This window comes from Novilysobacter longmucuonensis (assembly GCF_046600735.1).
In the GTDB taxonomy this organism is placed as follows: domain Bacteria; phylum Pseudomonadota; class Gammaproteobacteria; order Xanthomonadales; family Xanthomonadaceae; genus Novilysobacter_A; species Novilysobacter_A longmucuonensis.
On record NZ_JBJMAW010000001.1, the window covers coordinates 25,499 to 43,658 of the forward strand.

General features: G+C 67.7%; 15 protein-coding genes. 14 read left to right on the forward strand and 1 reads right to left on the reverse strand.

Annotated elements, in window-relative coordinates; translation table 11 throughout:
* Positions 1-19 precede the first annotated feature (19 nt).
* From ACJQWM_RS00125 to ACJQWM_RS00150, 6 genes are all read left to right on the forward strand, one after another.
* A complete protein-coding gene (locus tag ACJQWM_RS00125; protein ID WP_332705327.1) occupies positions 20-1,267 on the forward strand; it encodes a hypothetical protein in 1,248 nt (415 codons plus the stop codon).
* Positions 1,267-1,674, forward strand: coding sequence for a hypothetical protein (locus ACJQWM_RS00130; protein ID WP_332705324.1), 408 nt, complete (start codon positions 1,267-1,269; stop codon positions 1,672-1,674). Before ACJQWM_RS00125 ends, ACJQWM_RS00130 begins: the two co-directional genes overlap by 1 nt.
* The gene (locus ACJQWM_RS00135) at positions 1,675-2,190 is read left to right on the forward strand and encodes a hypothetical protein (protein WP_332705321.1); all 516 of its coding nucleotides are present in this window, start codon (positions 1,675-1,677) and stop codon (positions 2,188-2,190) included.
* The gene (locus tag ACJQWM_RS00140; RefSeq protein WP_332705318.1) at positions 2,187-3,110 is read left to right on the forward strand and encodes an HNH endonuclease; all 924 of its coding nucleotides are present in this window, start codon (positions 2,187-2,189) and stop codon (positions 3,108-3,110) included. Before ACJQWM_RS00135 ends, ACJQWM_RS00140 begins: the two co-directional genes overlap by 4 nt.
* 8 nt (positions 3,111-3,118) lie before the next feature.
* The gene (locus ACJQWM_RS00145; RefSeq protein ID WP_332705315.1) at positions 3,119-3,469 is read left to right on the forward strand and encodes a nucleotide pyrophosphohydrolase; all 351 of its coding nucleotides are present in this window, start codon (positions 3,119-3,121) and stop codon (positions 3,467-3,469) included.
* Between the two features lie 277 nt (positions 3,470-3,746).
* On the forward strand, positions 3,747-4,388 hold the full coding sequence (locus ACJQWM_RS00150) for a trimeric intracellular cation channel family protein (protein WP_332705313.1): 642 nt from the start codon (positions 3,747-3,749) through the stop codon (positions 4,386-4,388).
* A gap of 109 nt (positions 4,389-4,497) precedes the next feature.
* Here ACJQWM_RS00150 and ACJQWM_RS00155 read toward each other — a convergent pair whose 3' ends face one another.
* Positions 4,498-5,547, reverse strand: a complete 1,050-nt coding sequence (locus ACJQWM_RS00155; protein ID WP_411306592.1) for a LysR family transcriptional regulator — start codon at positions 5,545-5,547, stop codon at positions 4,498-4,500.
* 360 nt (positions 5,548-5,907) lie between these two features.
* On the opposite strand from ACJQWM_RS00155, the gene ACJQWM_RS00160 reads away from it, so the two are divergent.
* From ACJQWM_RS00160 to ACJQWM_RS00195, 8 genes are all read left to right on the forward strand, one after another.
* Positions 5,908-6,165 carry a DUF2798 domain-containing protein gene (locus ACJQWM_RS00160; protein WP_332705310.1) on the forward strand — a complete coding sequence of 86 codons (258 nt, stop codon included), beginning with the start codon at positions 5,908-5,910 and terminating at the stop codon, positions 6,163-6,165.
* On the forward strand, positions 6,162-7,112 hold the full coding sequence (locus ACJQWM_RS00165) for an SDR family NAD(P)-dependent oxidoreductase (RefSeq protein ID WP_411306593.1): 951 nt from the start codon (positions 6,162-6,164) through the stop codon (positions 7,110-7,112). Before ACJQWM_RS00160 ends, ACJQWM_RS00165 begins: the two co-directional genes overlap by 4 nt.
* Positions 7,109-8,308, forward strand: coding sequence for an efflux RND transporter periplasmic adaptor subunit (locus tag ACJQWM_RS00170; RefSeq protein ID WP_332705304.1), 1,200 nt, complete (start codon positions 7,109-7,111; stop codon positions 8,306-8,308). Before ACJQWM_RS00165 ends, ACJQWM_RS00170 begins: the two co-directional genes overlap by 4 nt.
* 227 nt (positions 8,309-8,535) lie before the next feature.
* A complete protein-coding gene (locus ACJQWM_RS00175; protein WP_332705301.1) occupies positions 8,536-11,706 on the forward strand; it encodes an efflux RND transporter permease subunit in 3,171 nt (1,056 codons plus the stop codon).
* A complete protein-coding gene (locus ACJQWM_RS00180; RefSeq protein WP_332705299.1) occupies positions 11,699-13,273 on the forward strand; it encodes an efflux transporter outer membrane subunit in 1,575 nt (524 codons plus the stop codon). Before ACJQWM_RS00175 ends, ACJQWM_RS00180 begins: the two co-directional genes overlap by 8 nt.
* A 96-nt stretch (positions 13,274-13,369) precedes the next feature.
* Positions 13,370-16,360: a bifunctional diguanylate cyclase/phosphodiesterase gene (locus ACJQWM_RS00185; RefSeq protein ID WP_332705296.1), complete on the forward strand. Its 2,991-nt coding sequence runs from the start codon at positions 13,370-13,372 to the stop codon at positions 16,358-16,360.
* 160 nt (positions 16,361-16,520) lie between these two features.
* A complete protein-coding gene (locus ACJQWM_RS00190) occupies positions 16,521-17,237 on the forward strand; it encodes an alpha/beta hydrolase (protein WP_332705293.1) in 717 nt (238 codons plus the stop codon).
* 173 nt (positions 17,238-17,410) lie between these two features.
* Positions 17,411-18,139 carry a LytR/AlgR family response regulator transcription factor gene (locus ACJQWM_RS00195; protein WP_411306632.1) on the forward strand — a complete coding sequence of 243 codons (729 nt, stop codon included), beginning with the start codon at positions 17,411-17,413 and terminating at the stop codon, positions 18,137-18,139.
* The last annotated feature ends 21 nt before the right edge of the window (positions 18,140-18,160 follow it).

Genomic DNA, 18,160 nt, shown 5'->3' on the forward strand with positions numbered 1-18,160 from the left:
GTCTCACGGAACGAGACACATGAACTGCAATCTGCTATATCAAGCCAGCTTAAGATGGGCTGGGGGAGGCCTCAATATGACGGACGTTCCGAACCAGCAACCACGGGCAGAGATCGAGGACAACGGCGATTTCGTGCGCGTGCGCTTTGCGGGCGGGCGCTTCGATTCTCACACCATTCCCTTCGATGTGCTCCCCGACCTTGCCGCCTACCGCGATCTAGTGGTGGAAGTTGCGAAGCACCTGTTCCGAGAACGGAATAGCGATCGTCAGAGAGTACCCAAGGGCTTTGAAGAATCATTCCAACTCGGCTTGTCTCAGGTCATCCAAGGCAACAGCGCGACTGCTCTAGCGCGGAGACTGGAAACGTTAGAAGACCAGCCAACGGAAGCTGGACAAGTCGGATTCGACTTTCCTCGGCACAGCGAGTTTGATGATGCGCGTGATCTGCTTGATCGCGTGATCGCGGCTGCCAATGATGGTCAGGCGCTTCCCCAAGAGTTCCCACGTGAGTTGGTGGGGAAATTCAATCGCTTTGGACAAAGCCTTCGAGCCGGCGAGCATGCGGAACTCTCGCACGGACGCACGGCCCCTGTTCGATATGACAGCGAGACGCGCAAGCGTATCGTCCTGTCTGCGAACGCCACCTATGAGAACGCGCTAGATCAGCGCTTCACCCTCACGGGCGGCGAGATTCGCGCCTTCATCGTGCATCTTGCGGACGAGGATGGAACTCGCTTTGATCTTAGAGTCGATACGGATGAGGAGTGCGAGAAGGCTATCGCTCGGCGACGGCATCGAATTAGAGTTGTTGGCGCGGGCCTGTTCGATCGGCAGGATCGTCTTACAAAGATCGCGAAGTACAAGGAGCTCATCTATACGGATGATGAGCCCCAACAACCGTTGGATGAACGCCTAGACGAGATTGCTCGCACGCCGGCAGGATGGTACTCAACCCAGAATCCCGCGCCGGATGTGTCAGCTATCGCCAGAATGAGGGAGCTGGTGACGCTCATCACCGCTGAGGCTGGGGTGCCAACTCCCTACGTGTACCCGCTTCCGGACGGAAGCATTACGGGCGAGTGGACTCGCGGGGACTGGGAAATCAGCGCGACCGTCACACTGCCGGATCTTGCGATTGAGCTTCACGCGCTGAACGTCGAAACAGATGACGAGCTCGAAGCTGAGATCGCTGAGTTCGATGAGCGTACGTTGTCAGCATTCAGTCGTTTCTGGAGTGGAATGGATTCTGATACAGGGGGGCAGTAATGCCAGTCGGAGAAGAACATAAGCTTGGCGATCACGACGAACTTCTGCTTCGGCAGGTGATCGAGATTTGGATACAGGAAGGCCGGCCTGCGTCGCGCGCTTTCCAGCCGAACTCGAACGATGAGGGCCAGCTTTCCTCGGACCGAAACAGCATGGTCACTCCGCGCCAAGCCTTCGAGACTTACCTTGCATCGGGGCGCAACTCGGGCGGTGTGTGGGCAGTCTCAGTTGGCGAGTACGTGGCAGCATCCGTCGATGCCTACGCTGATCCGTTGCCCGAAAACTCCGCACATGCTCTCGTTGACTACTCGCCGCATACCGAAAAAGACTGGCGGAAGCTAAGCAAACAGTTCCGCGCCCATGCGGAACGGCGCGGCCGTCTGTATCCAGCTGAGGCAGCTGCTTGAGTGGCAATCACCTCAGGCGTCCACGTCGAACCCGTGCTGCAGTTCGACACGAACCGCGCGCAGATCGAGGGCCTGATCGACAACGCGCTCGCCAGCGGCGACGAGGCCGCCATGCGCGATGCGCTGCAGTCGCTCAAGCGCATGGCCGCGCCGTATCTTGACTGGGCTGGCAAGACTGAACGCACCAGCTTCGAGATCGACACCTTCTCGCTGCTTGTGCATGAGCGCATCGATCCGGCGACGATCCTGGCCGCGGTGCAGAAGCGCATGAAGCAGGGCAGTGGCGAAGGCGGCTCGCAGTCCGACATGTTCCGCGCCTGGTTCGAGGAGCCGCTGGCGTGCTGCGAGGCGATCGAGTTCTACCGGCACGATCGCGGCTGGGCCAACCGCTTGGTCGCCGGCGAATCGTTGCTGGTGATGAACTCCCTGCTGCAGAAGGAGGGCATGGCCGGGCAGGTGCAGATGATCTACATCGATCCGCCCTTTTCCTCACAAGTCCTCGGCGGCGAACGATGAAATTCTGGCTGGGGGTCACCGACAACGGGTGGTATGACTTTCTTGCCGGGCGTGGATTGGATGAAGTCAATTTCTGGCAACCCAGTGCCTCACCCCCGTTTACAAAGGCTCCCACAGGGATGCCGTTTCTATTCAAGCTTAAACGGCCTAACAACCACATTGCGGGCGGTGGCTTCTTTGTCACCTACTCCACGCTGCCAATTGCCCTTGCGTGGGAAGTATTCGGTGAAAAGAATGGAGCTGCAACGCTCGAAGATCTGAGGCGCCTCCTTGGGCCGTTAACAGGAAATCGACGTGACGGCGAGATCGGCTGCACAGTGCTCGCAAACCCCTTTTTTCTGGACAAAGCATCTTGGATTAAGGACCCGGCTGGTTGGGCCTCTAATATTGTCCGTGGAAAGATGTATGAGTCGGGCTCACGAGACGGCGAAGGAATCTGGCACGCGATCGCCAGCCGCTTCCGTCCAGATCAGTACTCTGAGCAGGTTCCGGCGGCGGCAGTTGCTGAGGCGCAAGCCAAATACGGTTTGCCAGTGCTCGTCAAACCGCGACTGGGGCAGTCATCGTTCCGGGTTTTGGTCACCGACGCTTACAAGCGAAGGTGTGCGATCACCGGTGAAAACACGCTGCTGGCGCTCGAGGCTGCGCACATAGTTCCCTACGCAAATGAAGGAAGCCACGACGTGCGCAACGGCCTGCTTCTGCGGGCCGACTTCCATCGACTCTTTGACGTCGGATTGGTGGGCGTTACGCCGGACCTTCGAATCAGGATCAGTCCCCGAATCCGCGAAGCGTATTTCAACGGAAAAGCCTATTATCGAATGAACGATCAGCAACTGTCCGTGGTGCCGGACCTGGCATATCTCAGGCCTGATCCCGATCGGTTGAACTGGCACCTGCAAAACCGATTCCAAGCATGAGGACTGCCATGACACCTGTTGGCAATGAGCTCCTGCAGGAACTTCTTAAGTTCCGCCGAGACAGAGACTGGCAGCAATTTCATACGCCACGGAACTTGTCAGCCGCGCTGGTAACAGAGGCGGCGGAATTGCTCGAGTGTTTTCAGTGGGCCAGGGATGCTGAACTTGTCGATCTCGTCGCTCGGGAGCGGCAAGCTATCGAGGACGAGATCGCAGACGTAGCGATTCTGTTGTCCTATCTGTGCAACGATTTGGACGTGGATCTTGATTCTGCGGTAAGGAAAAAGTTGCGGAAGAACGAAGCCAAGTACCCAGTGCACCTCGCCCACGGCACCGCCAAGAAATATGACAAGTTCTGACCGGCTCGACGCAGCGTGCACGATGCGCGAGGCCGGCGACCTGTTCCCGCACCCGAAGATGGCCCGGAACGGGGTCAGGTCCACTTAGTTGAATGGCCGCTATTGGCCGCGAGCAGACACTGCTCGAACAAAGGCCTACCACGGTCCGTATCTGTGTTGAGAGTACTTTCTAAATCGACTACTCATGGCTCAGGCAACAGCGCAGTAGGTGACGCACTGGCGATCGTCCTTGATGGCGTTTGCCACCGCGCTCCAAGCCCCCATACTCGTCCCCGCCATGGATGACTTCCTCTTCGCACTCGACCTGACCGGGACCTTCGTGTTCGCGATCAGTGGCGCGACCATGGGTACGCGGCACCGGCTCGATCTGTTCGGGGTGCTGGTGCTGTCGTTCGCGGCGTCCAGCGCCGGCGGGATCCTGCGCGATGTGCTGATCGGGGCGACGCCGCCGGCGGTGCTGGAGGACTGGCGTTACCTGGCGGCGGCCTGCCTGGCGGGGCTGATCACGTTCTACCGCGATGCCGACATCGAGCGGCTGCGCAATCCGGTGCAGTGGTTCGATGCGGCCGGGCTGGCGCTGTTCGCGGTGGTGGGCGCCAACAAGGCGCTGGAGTTCGGCCTGGGGCCGGTGTCGGCGGTGTTGCTGGGCATGCTGAGCGGCATCGGCGGCGGGGTGGCCCGCGATGTGCTGGTGGCGCAGGTGCCGGTGATCCTGCGCGCCGAGTTCTACGCGGTCGCGGCGCTGTTCGGCGCGGCGGCGGTGGTGGCCGGAAGCCTGCTGGGTTTTCCGCCGGCTGCGTCGATGGTGGCGGGCGCGCTGCTGTGCTTTGGCCTGCGCTTCTTCGCGATCCGCCGCGGCTGGCGCTTGCCGGTGGCGCGGCAGCGGGGCGCCTCGCCGGGGCCCGGTCCCCACCGGTAAGCAGCCTCGGCGCGGGCCATATCCGCGATCGCGCGCCGCGCGCGGGAAAGCAAGCGCACCCATGGGGCGTGCCGGGCGCATCTTTGCGCGACCGCAACCACCGTCTGCGTTACACCGGATCGGTTTCGAGCAGCGCCTCTCGGTCCCCGACCAGTCGCGCCAGCTCGTGTGCCGCGCGACCCGGTGCGGCTGCCTTGTCCGCTTTGGCGGCGCCCTCGGAACACATGCCGCGGCTGTTGGGACACAGCAGCTGCATGTAGTCGGCGTCGAAGTTCAGCCGCTCCACCAGGAAATCGACAAACGCGCGCACCTTGGGCGACTGCACCTGGCCACGCGGGAACACCGCATTGAAGTCCAGCGTCGGACCGGTCCAGCCGGCCAGCACGCGCTGCACGTCGCCGTGCTCGGCATGCGCCTTGACGGTCACGTCGCTGGCGAGCATCAAGCCTTCGCCGCACAGCAGCGCGCCCCGGAGCGGGCCCGGGTCGTTGGCGACCAGCACCGGGTCGATGCGGAAGTCCTGATCGCGTTCGCCGTCGTGCAGCGTCCACACGTAGCCGCCGTTGCGGCGCGCCTTCTGCATCGCCAGCGTGCGGTGGTGCTGCAGGTCGTCGGGATGCAGCGGCTCGCCGTGGCGTTCCAGGTAATGCGGGCTGGCGTAGATCTGGGTGCGAAACACCGCGAGCCGGCGCGCGATGAGGTTGGAGTCGGGCAGGCTGCCGATGCGCAGCGCGACGTCGATTTCCTTGGCGATCAGGTCGAGCGGCTCGTTGGTCAGCACCATCTCCACGCGCAGTTCGGGATGGCGCGCGTGGAACTCGCCGAGCAGCGGCGCGATCCAGGTGATGCCAACCGAGTACGGCGCGGTAAAGCGCAGCCAGCCGCGTGGACCGCCCTGCAGCTGGCCGACCGCGCTTTCGGCTTCGTCGAGCTCGCGCGCGATGCGTGCGCAATGTTCGAAGTAGATATTGCCCGCCTCGGTGAGGCCGAGCTTGCGCGTCGTGCGGTGCAGCAGCTGCGCGCCCAGCCGCATCTCCAGGTCCTGCACCTTGCGGCTGACCGTCGTCTTGGGAAGGCGCAGCGCGCGCGCCGCGGAGATAAAGCTGCCGTGTTCGACCACCTTGACGAAGATCAGGGTGTCGTTGAGATCGCGGGCCATCGGAACGCTCCTTGTGGGCTCGAAAAAAGCTGAAAAACATCTCCCCGCGCGGACGGGGGCGGTGACGCAAGCATCGAAAACCAAGATCGTCGGCCCCGCCTGCGCAAAGGGCCCCCGCGAAACGCCTCGAAACTTTCCTGCTTCCGTCCCAGCGAAAGCCGGGATCCTTTGTGATCTTGCGCGCACCTCGCACAGCCGCGCGGAAGCGAGGAACGACGAGAAAAAACGGAGCCTTCGCAGGTTCGATGTGTGCAGGGAGGGTATTGGACCGCGTTCGGGACAATTATTCCCTCGATTGCCGGCTAATCAAGTGCCGGTGGTGGCCCTAGATTGTGCGCCGAGCCCTTACCGGTCGCCGCCATGCTGACCTCCTCGACAACCCGGACCGCCTATCTGCTGCTGATGCTAGCGGCGATGTCGGTGCTGGTCGGTATTGCCACCCTGTTGTTCCGCCAGGGCCTGGTTGCGGGCGCTGGCGAGGCGCTCATGCTCGCGTGGGTTCTCTTGTTCGTGGTCGCATTGCCGCTGGGTCTGCTGCTGCTGCCGCTGCTCACGCTGCTGAGCGGGCGGCGCTCGCGATCGGCTGTCATCCCATTTACGGGAGAGAAAGTCCCATGAGCGGGACAGTGCAGGCGCCGGTCGTGGTGCTCGGCGGCACCGGCGTGGTCGGTCGTGGCATCGTCGCGGCGGCGGTCGCCCGCGGCCGGCCGGTGATCGCGGTCGCGCGCAATGCGTCCGCGCTCGATGCGCTGCAGCGCGAATACGCACAAGCCTGCGTGAGCACGCTGGTCGGTTCGGTCGCGAGCGATGCCGAAGGCGCACGGCTCGCGGCGGCGTTGCGCACGCTGCGGCGACCGTTCGCGGGCGTGATCGTCGCGGTCTGCGGCGCCGCCGAGCGAGGCCGGCTGCTCGACCAGCCGGCTGCGTTCCTGCAGCGCAAGCTTGACCTCGACCTGTTGCCGCATCTCGCCGCGGCGCGCTATCTGCTGCCGTTGCTGGCCGAGTCCGACCGCGGCGGCAGCTACGTGCTGATCGGCGGCCCCGGCAGCGAGCACCCGTGGGCGGGCTACGGACACCGATCGATCGGCGCGGCGGCGCTGCGTATGCTCGCGCGGGTGCTGCACGACGAAGCGCGAGCGCTGGCGGTGCGCGTGCAACTGCTCACCGTCGACACGCCGGTGTGCCGCGCGCAGGCCTGCGCGCGTAGCAGCCCGCAATGGCCGAGCGCGCTCGCTGTGGGTCAGCGCGCGCTGGCGCTGGTCGATCGCGACGCAGACGCCGCGCCTGCACAGGAGGTGGTGCGGTACGCCGGCACATCGAACGCTGCTCGCGCCTTGCCCCTCTCTCTTCCCCGCCAAAGCGGTGAAGAGGGCCGTTTGCGGGCCCCTGGCTCGAAGACGCCCGTCTCCGCCCTCTCGCAGGGACGGGCTCCAACAACGCCGCCGCCGAGCGACACCGGGACTTTGCCGCTGCCCGTGCGCTGCCTGCACGACGCGCGCGCGCTGCTCGACGCGCTGGCCTCCCCGGCACTCCCTCCGAACCCTCACCAGGAACCATCGTCATGACCCATATCGCGTTTCCGCCCCGGTCCATCGGCCACCCGCTGCTCGCGCTCGCCGCGGGCGTATCGATCGCGCTGGCCATCGCCGGCTGCGGCAGCCAGGCTGCGACCAACGAGGCGATGCCGCCGCCGCAGGTAAGCGTCGCGCCGGTGCTGAGCAAGCAGGTGCGGCAGTGGGACGACTTCACCGGCCGCGTCGCCGCGGTCGAAACCGTCGAGCTGCGCCCGCGCGTCAGCGGCTACGTCGAACGCGTGGCCTATACCGAGGGCCAGTTGGTCGGCAAGGGCGACCTGCTGTTCGTGATCGACCAGCGCCGCTACCAGGCCGAGCTCGACCGCGCGCTCGCCGAGCTAGAACGCGCGCGCAGCGAGGCTAGGCTTGCCGAAACGCAGCACGCGCGGGCGCAGGCGCTGATCGAGGCGAAGGCGATCTCGCGCGAGGAGTTCGAAACGCGCCGCGCGGCGACCGCGCAAGGCCACGCGATGGTGCGCGCGGCCGAAGCCGCGGTCGCGAGCGCGCGGCTGGACCTGCAGTTCACCCAGGTGCGCTCGCCGATCAGCGGCCGTGCCGGGCGTGCGCTGGTCACCGCCGGCAACCTCGCCCAGGCCGACGCGACGTTGCTGACCACGGTGGTCTCGCTGGATCCGGTGCACGTGTACTTCGAAACCGACGAGCAGACCTACCTGCGCTACAACGCGCTCGCGCGCGGCGGCGAGCGTGCGCGTTCGGAAAACGCGGTGCGGGTCGGGCTGGCCAACGAGGACGGCCACCCGCACGCGGGCACCATCGACTTCATCGACAACCAGGCCGACGCCGGCACCGGCACCGTGCGCGCGCGCGCGGTGCTGCCCAACCCCGATGGCGTGCTGACGCCGGGGCTGTTCGCGCGCGTGCAGCTCGAAGGCCGCCACGCCGCCGAAGCCCTGCTGGTCGACGACAAGGCGGTGCTGACCGACCAGGACCGCAAGTACGTCTACGTGCTCGGGCCCGACGACACCGCAGTGCGCAAGGACGTAGATCTGGGACGCAGCGTCGAGGGCCTGCGCGTGGTACGCGCGGGACTGAACGAGCACGATCGGGTCGTCGTGCATGGCGTGCAGAAGGTGTTTTTTCCGGGCATGCCGGTAGCGCCGACGACGATCGCGATGGGCGATCCGGCGCCGGCCCTGCAGGTGGCAAGCGCGGCGGGGGTGCAGTGATGGCCTCGCCAAGCTGATTGCCGCCGCGTCGAGGCGGCCGACCCTCCCCGGGACTTCTGCTCCCGCGTCCCCTCCCCCGCGGCGGGGAGGGTCGGCCTGGCGCCCGTTCCACCACCGGTCGTCATGCCCGCCGTCGCGGGACTGACGAGCAGATGCAAGAGCGGGAGCTCGGGACTTCCGTGCCCCTCGCAGGACCCACGCGGCGCAGAGCCGCACAAGGACATTCCATGGACTTCTCGAAATTTTTCATAGACCGACCGATCTTCGCCGCGGTGCTGTCGATCGTGATCTTCGCCGCCGGGCTGATTGCGCTGCCCGCACTGCCGGTCAGCGAGTACCCCGACGTGGTGCCGCCGAGCGTGCAGGTGCGCGCGGTGTATCCGGGCGCCAATCCCAAGGTGATCGCCGAAACGGTGGCGACGCCACTGGAGGAGGCGATCAACGGCGTGGAGGACATGATGTACGTCAAGTCGGTTGCCGGCTCCGACGGCGTGCTGATCACCACCGTGACCTTCCGCCCCGGCACCGATCCCGACCGCGCCCAGGTGCAGGTGCAGAACCGCGTCAGCCAGGCGCTCGCGCGGCTGCCCGAGGACGTGCGCCGGCAGGGCGTGACCACGCAGAAGCAGTCGCCGACGCTGACCCTGGTCGTGCACCTGGTCTCGACCGACGGCCGCTACGACTCGCTGTACATGCGCAACTACGCGACCTTGCGGATCAAGGACGAGCTCGCGCGGCTCGAGGGCGTCGGCAGCGCGCAGATGTGGGGCGCGGGCGACTACGCGATGCGGCTCTGGCTCGATCCGAACCAGGTCGCGTCGCGCGGCCTCACCGCGGGCGACGTCGTGCGCGCGGTGCGCGAGCAGAACGTGCAGGTCTCGGCCGGCCAGCTCGGCGCCGAACCAACGCCGGACGTCGGCGATTTCCTGCTGTCGATCAACGCGCAGGGCCGGCTGCGCAGCGAGGCCGAGTTCGCCGACATCGTGATCAAGAGCGGTAGCGATGGCGAAGTCGTGCGCCTGGGCGACGTCGCGCGCATCGAGCTCGGCGCCGGCGACTACACGCTGCGTTCGCAGCTCGACAACGACGACGCGGTGGCGATCGGCATCTTCGAGGCGCCGGGCGCGAACTCGATCGCGGTCTCGGACGCGGTGCGCGCGAAGATGGACGAGCTCGCTACGCGCTTTCCGGAAGGGCTCGGCTACGAGGTGGTCTACGACCCGACCGTGTTCGTGCGCGACTCGATCAAGGCGGTCGTGACCACGCTGCTAGAGGCGGTGCTGCTGGTGGTGCTGGTGGTCGTGCTGTTCCTGCAGACCTGGCGCGCATCGATCATTCCGTTGCTCGCGGTGCCGGTGTCGGTGATCGGCACGTTCGCGGTGCTGCACCTGCTTGGCTTCTCGATCAACACGCTGACCTTGTTCGGGCTCGTGCTCGCGATCGGGATAGTGGTGGACGACGCGATCGTCGTGGTCGAGAACGTCGAGCGCAACATCGAGGAAGGGCTGACGCCGCTCGCGGCCGCGCACCAGGCGATGCGCGAGGTGTCTGGTCCGATCATCGCGATCTCGCTGGTGCTGTGCGCGGTGTTCGTGCCGATGGCGTTCCTCGATGGCGTGACCGGCCAGTTCTACAAGCAGTTCGCAGTCACGATCGCGATCTCGACGGTGATCTCGGCGGTCAACTCGCTGACGCTGTCGCCGGCGCTCGCGGCCAAGCTGCTACGTGCGCACGGCGCGCCGAAGGACACACCGACGCGCGTGATCGACCGCCTGTTCGGCTGGCTGTTCCGCCGCTTCAACCGCTTCTTCGGGCGCAGCGCCGAGCGCTACCAGGCCGCGGTGTCGAGCACGTTGCGCAAGCGCGGTGCGGTGTTCGCGGTGTATGCGGCGCTGCTGGTGGCGGCCGGGCTGATGTTCCAGGCGGTGCCGGGCGGCTTCATCCCGACCCAGGACAAGCTGTACCTGATCGGCGGCGTCAAGCTGCCCGAAGGCGCCTCGCTCGCGCGCACCGACGCGGTGATCCGCAAGATGAGCCGGATCGCGCTGGAGACCGAGGGCGTCGCCAGCGCGGTCGCATTCCCGGGCCTCAACGCGCTGCAGTTCACCAACACGCCCAACACCGGCACGGTGTTCTTCGGCCTGAAGCCGTTCGGCGAGCGCGAGCGCAGCGCCGCCGAGATCAATGCCGAGCTCAACCAGAAGATCGCGGACATCCAGGAAGGATTCGCGTTCTCGATCCTGCCGCCGCCGATCCTCGGTCTCGGCACCGGCTCGGGTTATTCGCTGTTCGTGCAGGACCGCGCCGGGCTCGGTTACGGCGCGCTGCAGGATGCGGTGAACGGTTTTTCCGGCGCGATCGCGCAGACCCCGGGCATGGCCTTTCCCATCAGCACCTACCAGGCCAACGTGCCGCAGCTCGACCTGCAGGTCGATAGGGTCAAGGCCAAGGCGCAGGGCGTGCCGCTGACCGAACTGTTCGACACCTTGCAGACCTACCTCGGCTCGGCCTACGTCAACGACTTCAACCAGTTCGGCCGCACCTGGCAGGTCATCGCCCAGGCCGACGCGCCGTTCCGCGACGGCGTCGAGGACATCGCCAACCTGCGCACGCGCAATGCCTTTGGCGAGATGGTGCCGGTCGGCAGCATGGTCGCGGTCGGTCAGACCTTCGGCCCTGACCCGGTGATCCGCTACAACGGCTATCCGGCCGCCGACCTGATCGGCGAGGCCGACCCGCGCGTGCTGTCCTCGGCGCAGGCGATGGCGAAGCTTGAAGAACTCGCGCCGCAGGTGCTGCCGGCCGGCATGAACATCGAGTGGACCGACCTGAGCTTCCAGCAGGCCTCGCAGGGCAACGCGGCCCTGATCGTGTTCCCGCTCGCGGTGCTGCTCGCGTTTCTGGTGCTGGCTGCGCTGTACGAGAGCTGGACCCTGCCGCTGGCGGTAATCCTGATCGTGCCGATGACCCTGCTGTCGGCGATGGTCGGGGTGTGGCTCAGCGGCGGCGACAACAACGTGTTCGTGCAGGTCGGCCTGGTGGTGCTGATGGGGCTGGCGTGCAAGAACGCGATCCTGATCGTCGAGTTCGCGCGCGAGCTCGAGCTGCAGGGCAAGGGGATCATGGAGGCCGCGCTCGAAGCGTGCCGGCTGCGCCTGCGCCCGATCGTGATGACCTCGATCGCGTTCTGCGCCGGCGTGGTGCCGCTGATGCTCGCGACCGGTGCCGGCAGCGAGGTGCGTGCGGTCACCGGCATCACCGTGTTCGCCGGCATGCTCGGCGTGACCCTGTTCGGGCTGTTCCTGACCCCGGTGTTCTACGTCGCGCTGCGCACGCTGGTGACGCGGCGCCGCGCGGCCGTGGTGCGGGCGGAAATTATGGAGATCACGCATGCGTAACGACAAGCTCAGCGCCGCTTCCGGCACTGTCTCCCGCCTCGCGGCACAGGGTTGTGGCGAGGGCAAACGCGCTGCGACGCCGCCATCGGCGGCGGGCCCGATCCCGCGCGCGCGGATGCTCGTTTCAGTGCTCGCGCTGTCGCTCGCCGCCTGTACCGCCGGTCCCGAGTTCGTGCGGCCGACGCCTGCGGTACCCGCGCAGTTCGCACAGGCCGCGACGCTCGAAGACAGCGCGCCGGGGTTAGGCGCAGCGGCCGACGCTGTCAGCGCGCCCGACACCGAGTTCTGGCGCGGCTTCGACGATCCGCTGCTGACCCGGCTGGTCGAAGAAGCGCTGCTGTCCAACCACGACCTGCGCATGGCGCTGACCCGTATCGACCGCGCCAATGCACTGCTGCGCGGCGCGCGCCTGGAGCGGCTGCCGAGCGTCACCGCTACCGCCGGTGCGGGCGAGACCCGCGCCAGCGCCGATCAGCTGCCGGGTTTCGCGCGCGAGGCTCGCGACGGCGATAGCTTCGAGGCCGCGGTCGTCGCCGGCTGGGAACTCGACCTGTTCGGCCGGCTCCGCCGCCAGGTCGAAGCGCAGGGCGCCGACGCGCGCGCCAGCGCTGCCGACCTACACGCGCTGCAGGTCGCGATCGTCGGCGAGGTCACGCGCGGGTACGCCGAGCTGCGCGGCCTGCAGGAGCGCCTGCGTGTCGCGCGAGAGAACGCCGAGAACCAGCGCGAGACGCTGCGCCTGGTGGAGGCGCGGCTCGATGCCGGCCGCGGCGCCGAGTTCGACCGATCACGCGCCCGTGCACAACTCGAGACGACCCTGTCGCGCGTGCCGGGGCTGCAGGCGCAGGTCGCAACGACCATGCACCGCCTGGCGGTGCTGAGCGGCCGCATGCCCGGTGAGCTGGTGGCCCAGCTCGAAGCGCCGCGCCCGCTGCCGGCGCTGCCGGCGCTGTTGGATCCTGGCGCGCCAGGCGCGCTGCTGCGTCGCCGTCCGGACGTGCTCGCGGCCGAGCACCGACTGCACGCAGCCAATGCGCGGATCGGCATCGCCAGCGCCGACCTGTTCCCGCGTTTCACCCTGGGCGGGCTGATCGGCAGCCACGCGGTCGACCGCGGAGCGCTGTTCGGGCGCGACAGCGAGACCCGGCTGCTTGCGCTCGGCGTCGATTGGTCGTTCCTCGACATCGGCCGCGTGCGGGCGCGCATCGCGGCGGCAGACGCTGACGCCGAAGGCGCGCTGGCGCGCTACCAGCAGACCGTGTTGTTCGCGCTGGAGGACACCGAGAATGCGCTCGTGCGCTACGCGCGTGCGCGTGCCGAGGATGCCCACCTGCAGCGCGCCGCGAGCGACAGCGCGCGCGCCGCACAGCTGGCCCGGATCCGCTTCGAGGCCGGCGCGGCCGATCTGTTCGAAGTGCTCGAGGCCGAGCGCACCCGTCTGCAGGCGCAGGACGCGCTGGCCGCTGGTCGCACCCGCAGCCTCACCGGCGCCGTTGCGGTGTACCAGGCGCTTGCCGGCGGCTGGCCGGGAAGCGTGCCGTTGCGGGAGAGCCTCGGTGCGCGCTGACCACGCCCGGCTGGCGGGCCTGTGGGCGCGCAGTGAAAGGTTCCGCGCCGGCTGCCGTTATAGAGTGCAGACACGCGCAATAAGAGGAGGCGGCCGTTGCACGAGCCGCAAACAGACAAACAGCCGGCGCCGCCGCCCGCGGGCGAGGACGCGCGGGCACCTGCGTCCACCGCCGTCGCTCCGGCGCAGGCTGCGCTGGCGCGCGAGCTGCTGCAGGCCGTCTCAGTGGAGCAGGCCGTCCACATCCTGCTCGCCGCGCTGCACGCCCATGACGGCCGCAGCTATGCCCTGGCCTGCACCTCGGACTGGCCGCACGATGTCCGCTGCTACCCGGCCGCGTGCGACATCCAGGCGTGCCAGGCGCTGGCCGCCCAGGTAATCGAGGCCGGCCGCGCCGCCGCCGGCGCGCCGCCGCCCATGGCGCGGGTGCTGTGCGACGACCGTGACGGCATGGCGGTGGTGCTGATGCCCGCCGATCCCGGCGATGCCAGCCTGGGCCAGCCAGGCTCGGCCGACCCGCCCGCCGATCTGCTGGAACTCGGCTCGCGCCGCCTGTCGGAATTGCTCGCCACCCGGCGCATGCGCACCTCGGTCGAGCAACTGGGCCGGGCCGAGCGCCTGCAGCATGCGCTGTTCGCGATCGCCGACATGGCCGGCTCCAACCTCGACATGCCGACGATGTTGCAGGGGCTGCACGATATCGTCGCCGGGTTGATGTACGCCGAAAATTTCTACATCACGCTGTATGACGCCGAACACGACAGCGTGCGCTTCCTGTACTTCATCGACACCGTCGACACCGAGGGCCCCCGGCTCAACGAAGACATCCCCATGGCGCGGCTGATGTATGGCGGCACCTGGCACCTGGTCAAGGGCGGCAAGCCGCTGATGGGTCCGCCGGAGCGACTGCGCGAGCAGGTGCAGGGGCCGCTGCGGCTGCACGGCGCGGCCGACCTCGACTGGCTCGGCGTGCCGATGATCCGCGATGGCCAGGTCATCGGCACGGTCGTGGTGCAGAGCTATTTGCACGCGGACTGCTTTAGCGACATGGACCGCGCCCTGCTGATCTTCGTCGGTGAGCACATCCTCACCGCGCTGGAGCGCAAGCAGGGGCAGGAACAGCTGGAACGGCACGTGGCCGAGCGCACCCGGCAACTGGCCGAAGCCAACGCGATCCTGCACACCGAGGTGCGCGAGCGCGAGCGCTCCGAGAAGATCCAGTCGATCCTGTACCGGATCGCCGGACTGGCCAACCTCGACGACGACAGCGGACACTTCTACGAGCAGACCCACATGGCGGTCGGCGAGCTGATCAATGCCGAAAACTTCTACATCGCGCTGCTGTCGGAGGACCGCCGCGAGCTGCACTTCCCGTATTCGGTCGACGCGGTCGACAAGGCCCGGCCGACCCGTGAACTCGGTCGCGGGGTCAGCGAATACGTGATCCGCAGCGGCCGGCCGCTATTGGCCGACCGCGTCACCACGCAGCGCCTGATCGACCAGGGCGAACTCGACCCCGCGTTGGATCGCGGACCGCTGGCGCGACACTGGCTGGGCGTGCCGTTGCTGCTGGGCGAGCAGGTCATGGGCATGGTCGCGGTGCAGAGCCACGATGAGAGCGTGTCCTACGACGAGCGCGACGCCGAGTTGCTGACGTTCGTGTCCCACCAGATCGCCAACAGCCTGCAGCGGCGCAATGCGGCCGCGGCGCTGCTGCAGTTGAACAACGAACTGGAGCAGCGCGTGCAGGCGCGCACCCGCGAACTGCGCGAGCAGATTTCGGTGCGCGAGCAGGTCGAGGCGCAGCTCAAGCACCAGGTCATGCACGACCCGCTGACCGGGCTGCCCAACCGGCTGTACCTGCGTGACCGGCTGGAGCGCGCGATCGCCGGACTGCGGCGCAACCCGCAGCGGCGCTACGCCTTGCTGTACCTGGACATCGACCGGTTCAAGCTGTTCAACGACAGCCTCGGGCACCTCGCCGGCGATGACGTGCTGCGCGAGGTCTCGCGCCGGCTGAGCCACTGCATCCGCGAGCCGGACGTGGTTGCGAGGCTGTCCGGCGACGAGTTCGCGATCCTGCTGGAGGATGCGCCGATACCGCAGACGGCTTGCAAGGTCGCCCAGCGCGTGCAGGAGGCGCTGGAGCAACCCATGCTGGTGGCCGGCCGCGAGCTGCAGACCTCCGCCAGCATCGGCATCGCGATCGGCGATATGCGCTATCACACCACCGACGAGCTGCTGCACGACGCCGACGTCGCCCTGTACCGCGCCAAGAGTGGCGGGCGCAGCCGTTTCGTGCTGTTTGACGAGACCCTGCAACTGGCCGCGCTGGACGTGCTGGAGGTCGAGCGCGAGCTGCGCACCGCGATCGCCCACGGCGGATTCGAGCCGTACTTCCAGCCGCTGGTGCGCCTGTCGGACGGACACCCGATCGGCTACGAGGCGCTGATCCGCTGGCACCATCCCGAGCGCGGCCTGCTCGGCCCGGACCAGTTCCTGCCGGTGGCCGAGGAAAGCGGCCTGATCGAGGCGGTGGACTGGGCGATGTATCGCGCCGCCTGCGCCGCCGCGGTGCCGCTGGTGCGCGACGGCGGCTTTATCACGGTCAACCTGTCGCCGCGCCACTTCCAGAACGCCGAATTCGACCGCCAGCTGCTGCAGCTCACCACCGAGACCGGATTTGATCCCGCGCGGCTGCGCGTGGAGGTCACCGAGGGCACCCTGCTCGGCGACCCCGACGCGGTGGTGCGCATTTTGGAGCGGCTGCGTGCCGGCGGCGTCGAGGCGGCGCTGGACGACTTCGGCACCGGCTATTCCTCGCTGGGCTACGTGCACCGGTTCCCGCTGAAAATGATCAAGATCGACCGCTCGTTCGTCGAGCCGCTCGGATCCGACAGCTCGCATCGCAGCTCCGCGGTGGTCGCCGCGGTGCTGGCGCTGGCGCACTCGCTCGGGCTGGAAGTCGTGGCCGAGGGAATAGAAACCACCGCGCAGCGCGACGCGCTGATCGCGATGGGTTGCGTCTACGGACAGGGCTATCTGTTCGGGCGGCCGCAGCCGGCCGGGCACTGGACCACCCCATAGCAAAGCCTTTGGCAGGAGCGACGTGAGTCGCGACCGCGCGACTCCTGGCCTTATCGGCGACTCCTGGCCTTGTCGCGACTCACGTCGCTCCTACCAAGCGTAGCGGCGGCAATCCTGGTGAACAGGTGACGCTGGCACGCGCTGCGGCGACAATGCGGCGATGAGCCAACCTGTCGATCCCGCGCTGCTAGACACCGTCGAAACCGAAACCGCGCCGTCGCCGGAATGGACCGTGCTGTGGCTGCACGGCCTGGGCGCCGACGGCAACGACTTCGCCCCGATCGTGCCGCAGCTGGTGCGCCGCGACTGGCCGGCACTGCGCTTCGTGTTTCCGCACGCGCCGGTGCGGCCGGTCACGATCAACAACGGCGTGCCCATGCGCGCCTGGTACGACATCCGCAGCTTCGATTTCAACGCGGCCGACTTCGCCGATCGCGCCGACGACGCCGGCGTCACGCAATCGGTCGCCGAGGTCGAGGCGCTGATCGCGCGTGAGGCCGGGCGCGGCGTGCCGGCCTCGCGCGTGCTGCTGGCGGGCTTCTCGCAGGGCGGCGCGATCGCGCTGGCGGCCGGGTTGCGCCGGACCACGCCGCTGGCCGGCCTGGTTGCGCTGTCGACCTACCTGCCGCTCACCCAGGCCGCGGCCGAAGCGGCGGTGCGCGAACGCGGCGCGGCGGTGACCGCACAACCGTTGTTCATGGCACACGGCCAGTTCGACCAGGTGGTGCCGTACGCGGCCGGTGCGGCCAGCCAGGCGCGGCTGCGCGCGCTGGGCTTGAGCATCGACTGGCACCAGTACCCGATGGCGCACCAGGTCTGCGCCGAGCAGATCCGCGACCTGGGCGATTGGCTGTCGCGGCGTTTCGAGCAGGCCTGAGCGCGCGCCCGCGCGCGCCCGCGCATCGCTGCGATTGTGACCCTGGGCACATCGTCCCGGGGCGCCGTGTTGAAACCCCGGGGCGCAAGCCGGCTACTATCGGCGCAGGCGTCCATGGCGACGGTCTGGGGGGTACGGACCCGATGGCAACCGAGTCGATGAGCATTGCGCCGATGACGGTGGTCATCGCCGACGACGAACCGCTTGCGCGCGATCGCCTGCGCAGCCTGCTGCGCGAGCAGCCCGGGGTGGAGGTGGTTGCCGAGGCTGGCGATGGCCAGCACGCGCTGCACGCCTGTGCCGAGCACGAGCCGGACCTGGTGCTGCTCGACATCGCGATGCCCGGCATCGACGGGCTGGAGGCGGCGCGGCACCTGGCCGCGTTCGAGCCGCGCCCGGCGGTGGTGTTCTGCACCGCCTATGACGCCCACGCGCTGTCGGCATTCGAGGCCGAGGCGATCGACTACCTGGTCAAGCCGGTGCGCCCTGAGCGGCTGGCCGCGGCGCTGGAGCGCGTGCGCACCTTCGCCGCCGGACGCGGGCGCAACGGCCACGCGCCTGCCGGGCAACGCCGCAGCCACCTATGCGCGCGGCTGCGCGGCAGCCTGCGGCTGATCCCGATCGAGGACGTGCACTACCTGCAGGCCGAGGAAAAGTACGTGGTGGTGCACCACGCCCGCGGCGAGGACCTGATCGAGGAGTCGCTCAAGTCGCTGGAGGACGAATTCTCCGAGCGCTTCATCCGCATCCACCGCAACTGCCTGGTCGCGCGGCACGAGATCGTCGAGCTGAAGCGTTGCCCCGACGGCCACGTGCACGCGGTGCTGCGCCACGGCAAGCAGCCGCTGGAAGTCAGCCGTCGCTGCGTGGCGGGGTTGCGGGAGATGTTGAAGCACCTCTGAGCCCCGAGCCCCGAGCCCCAA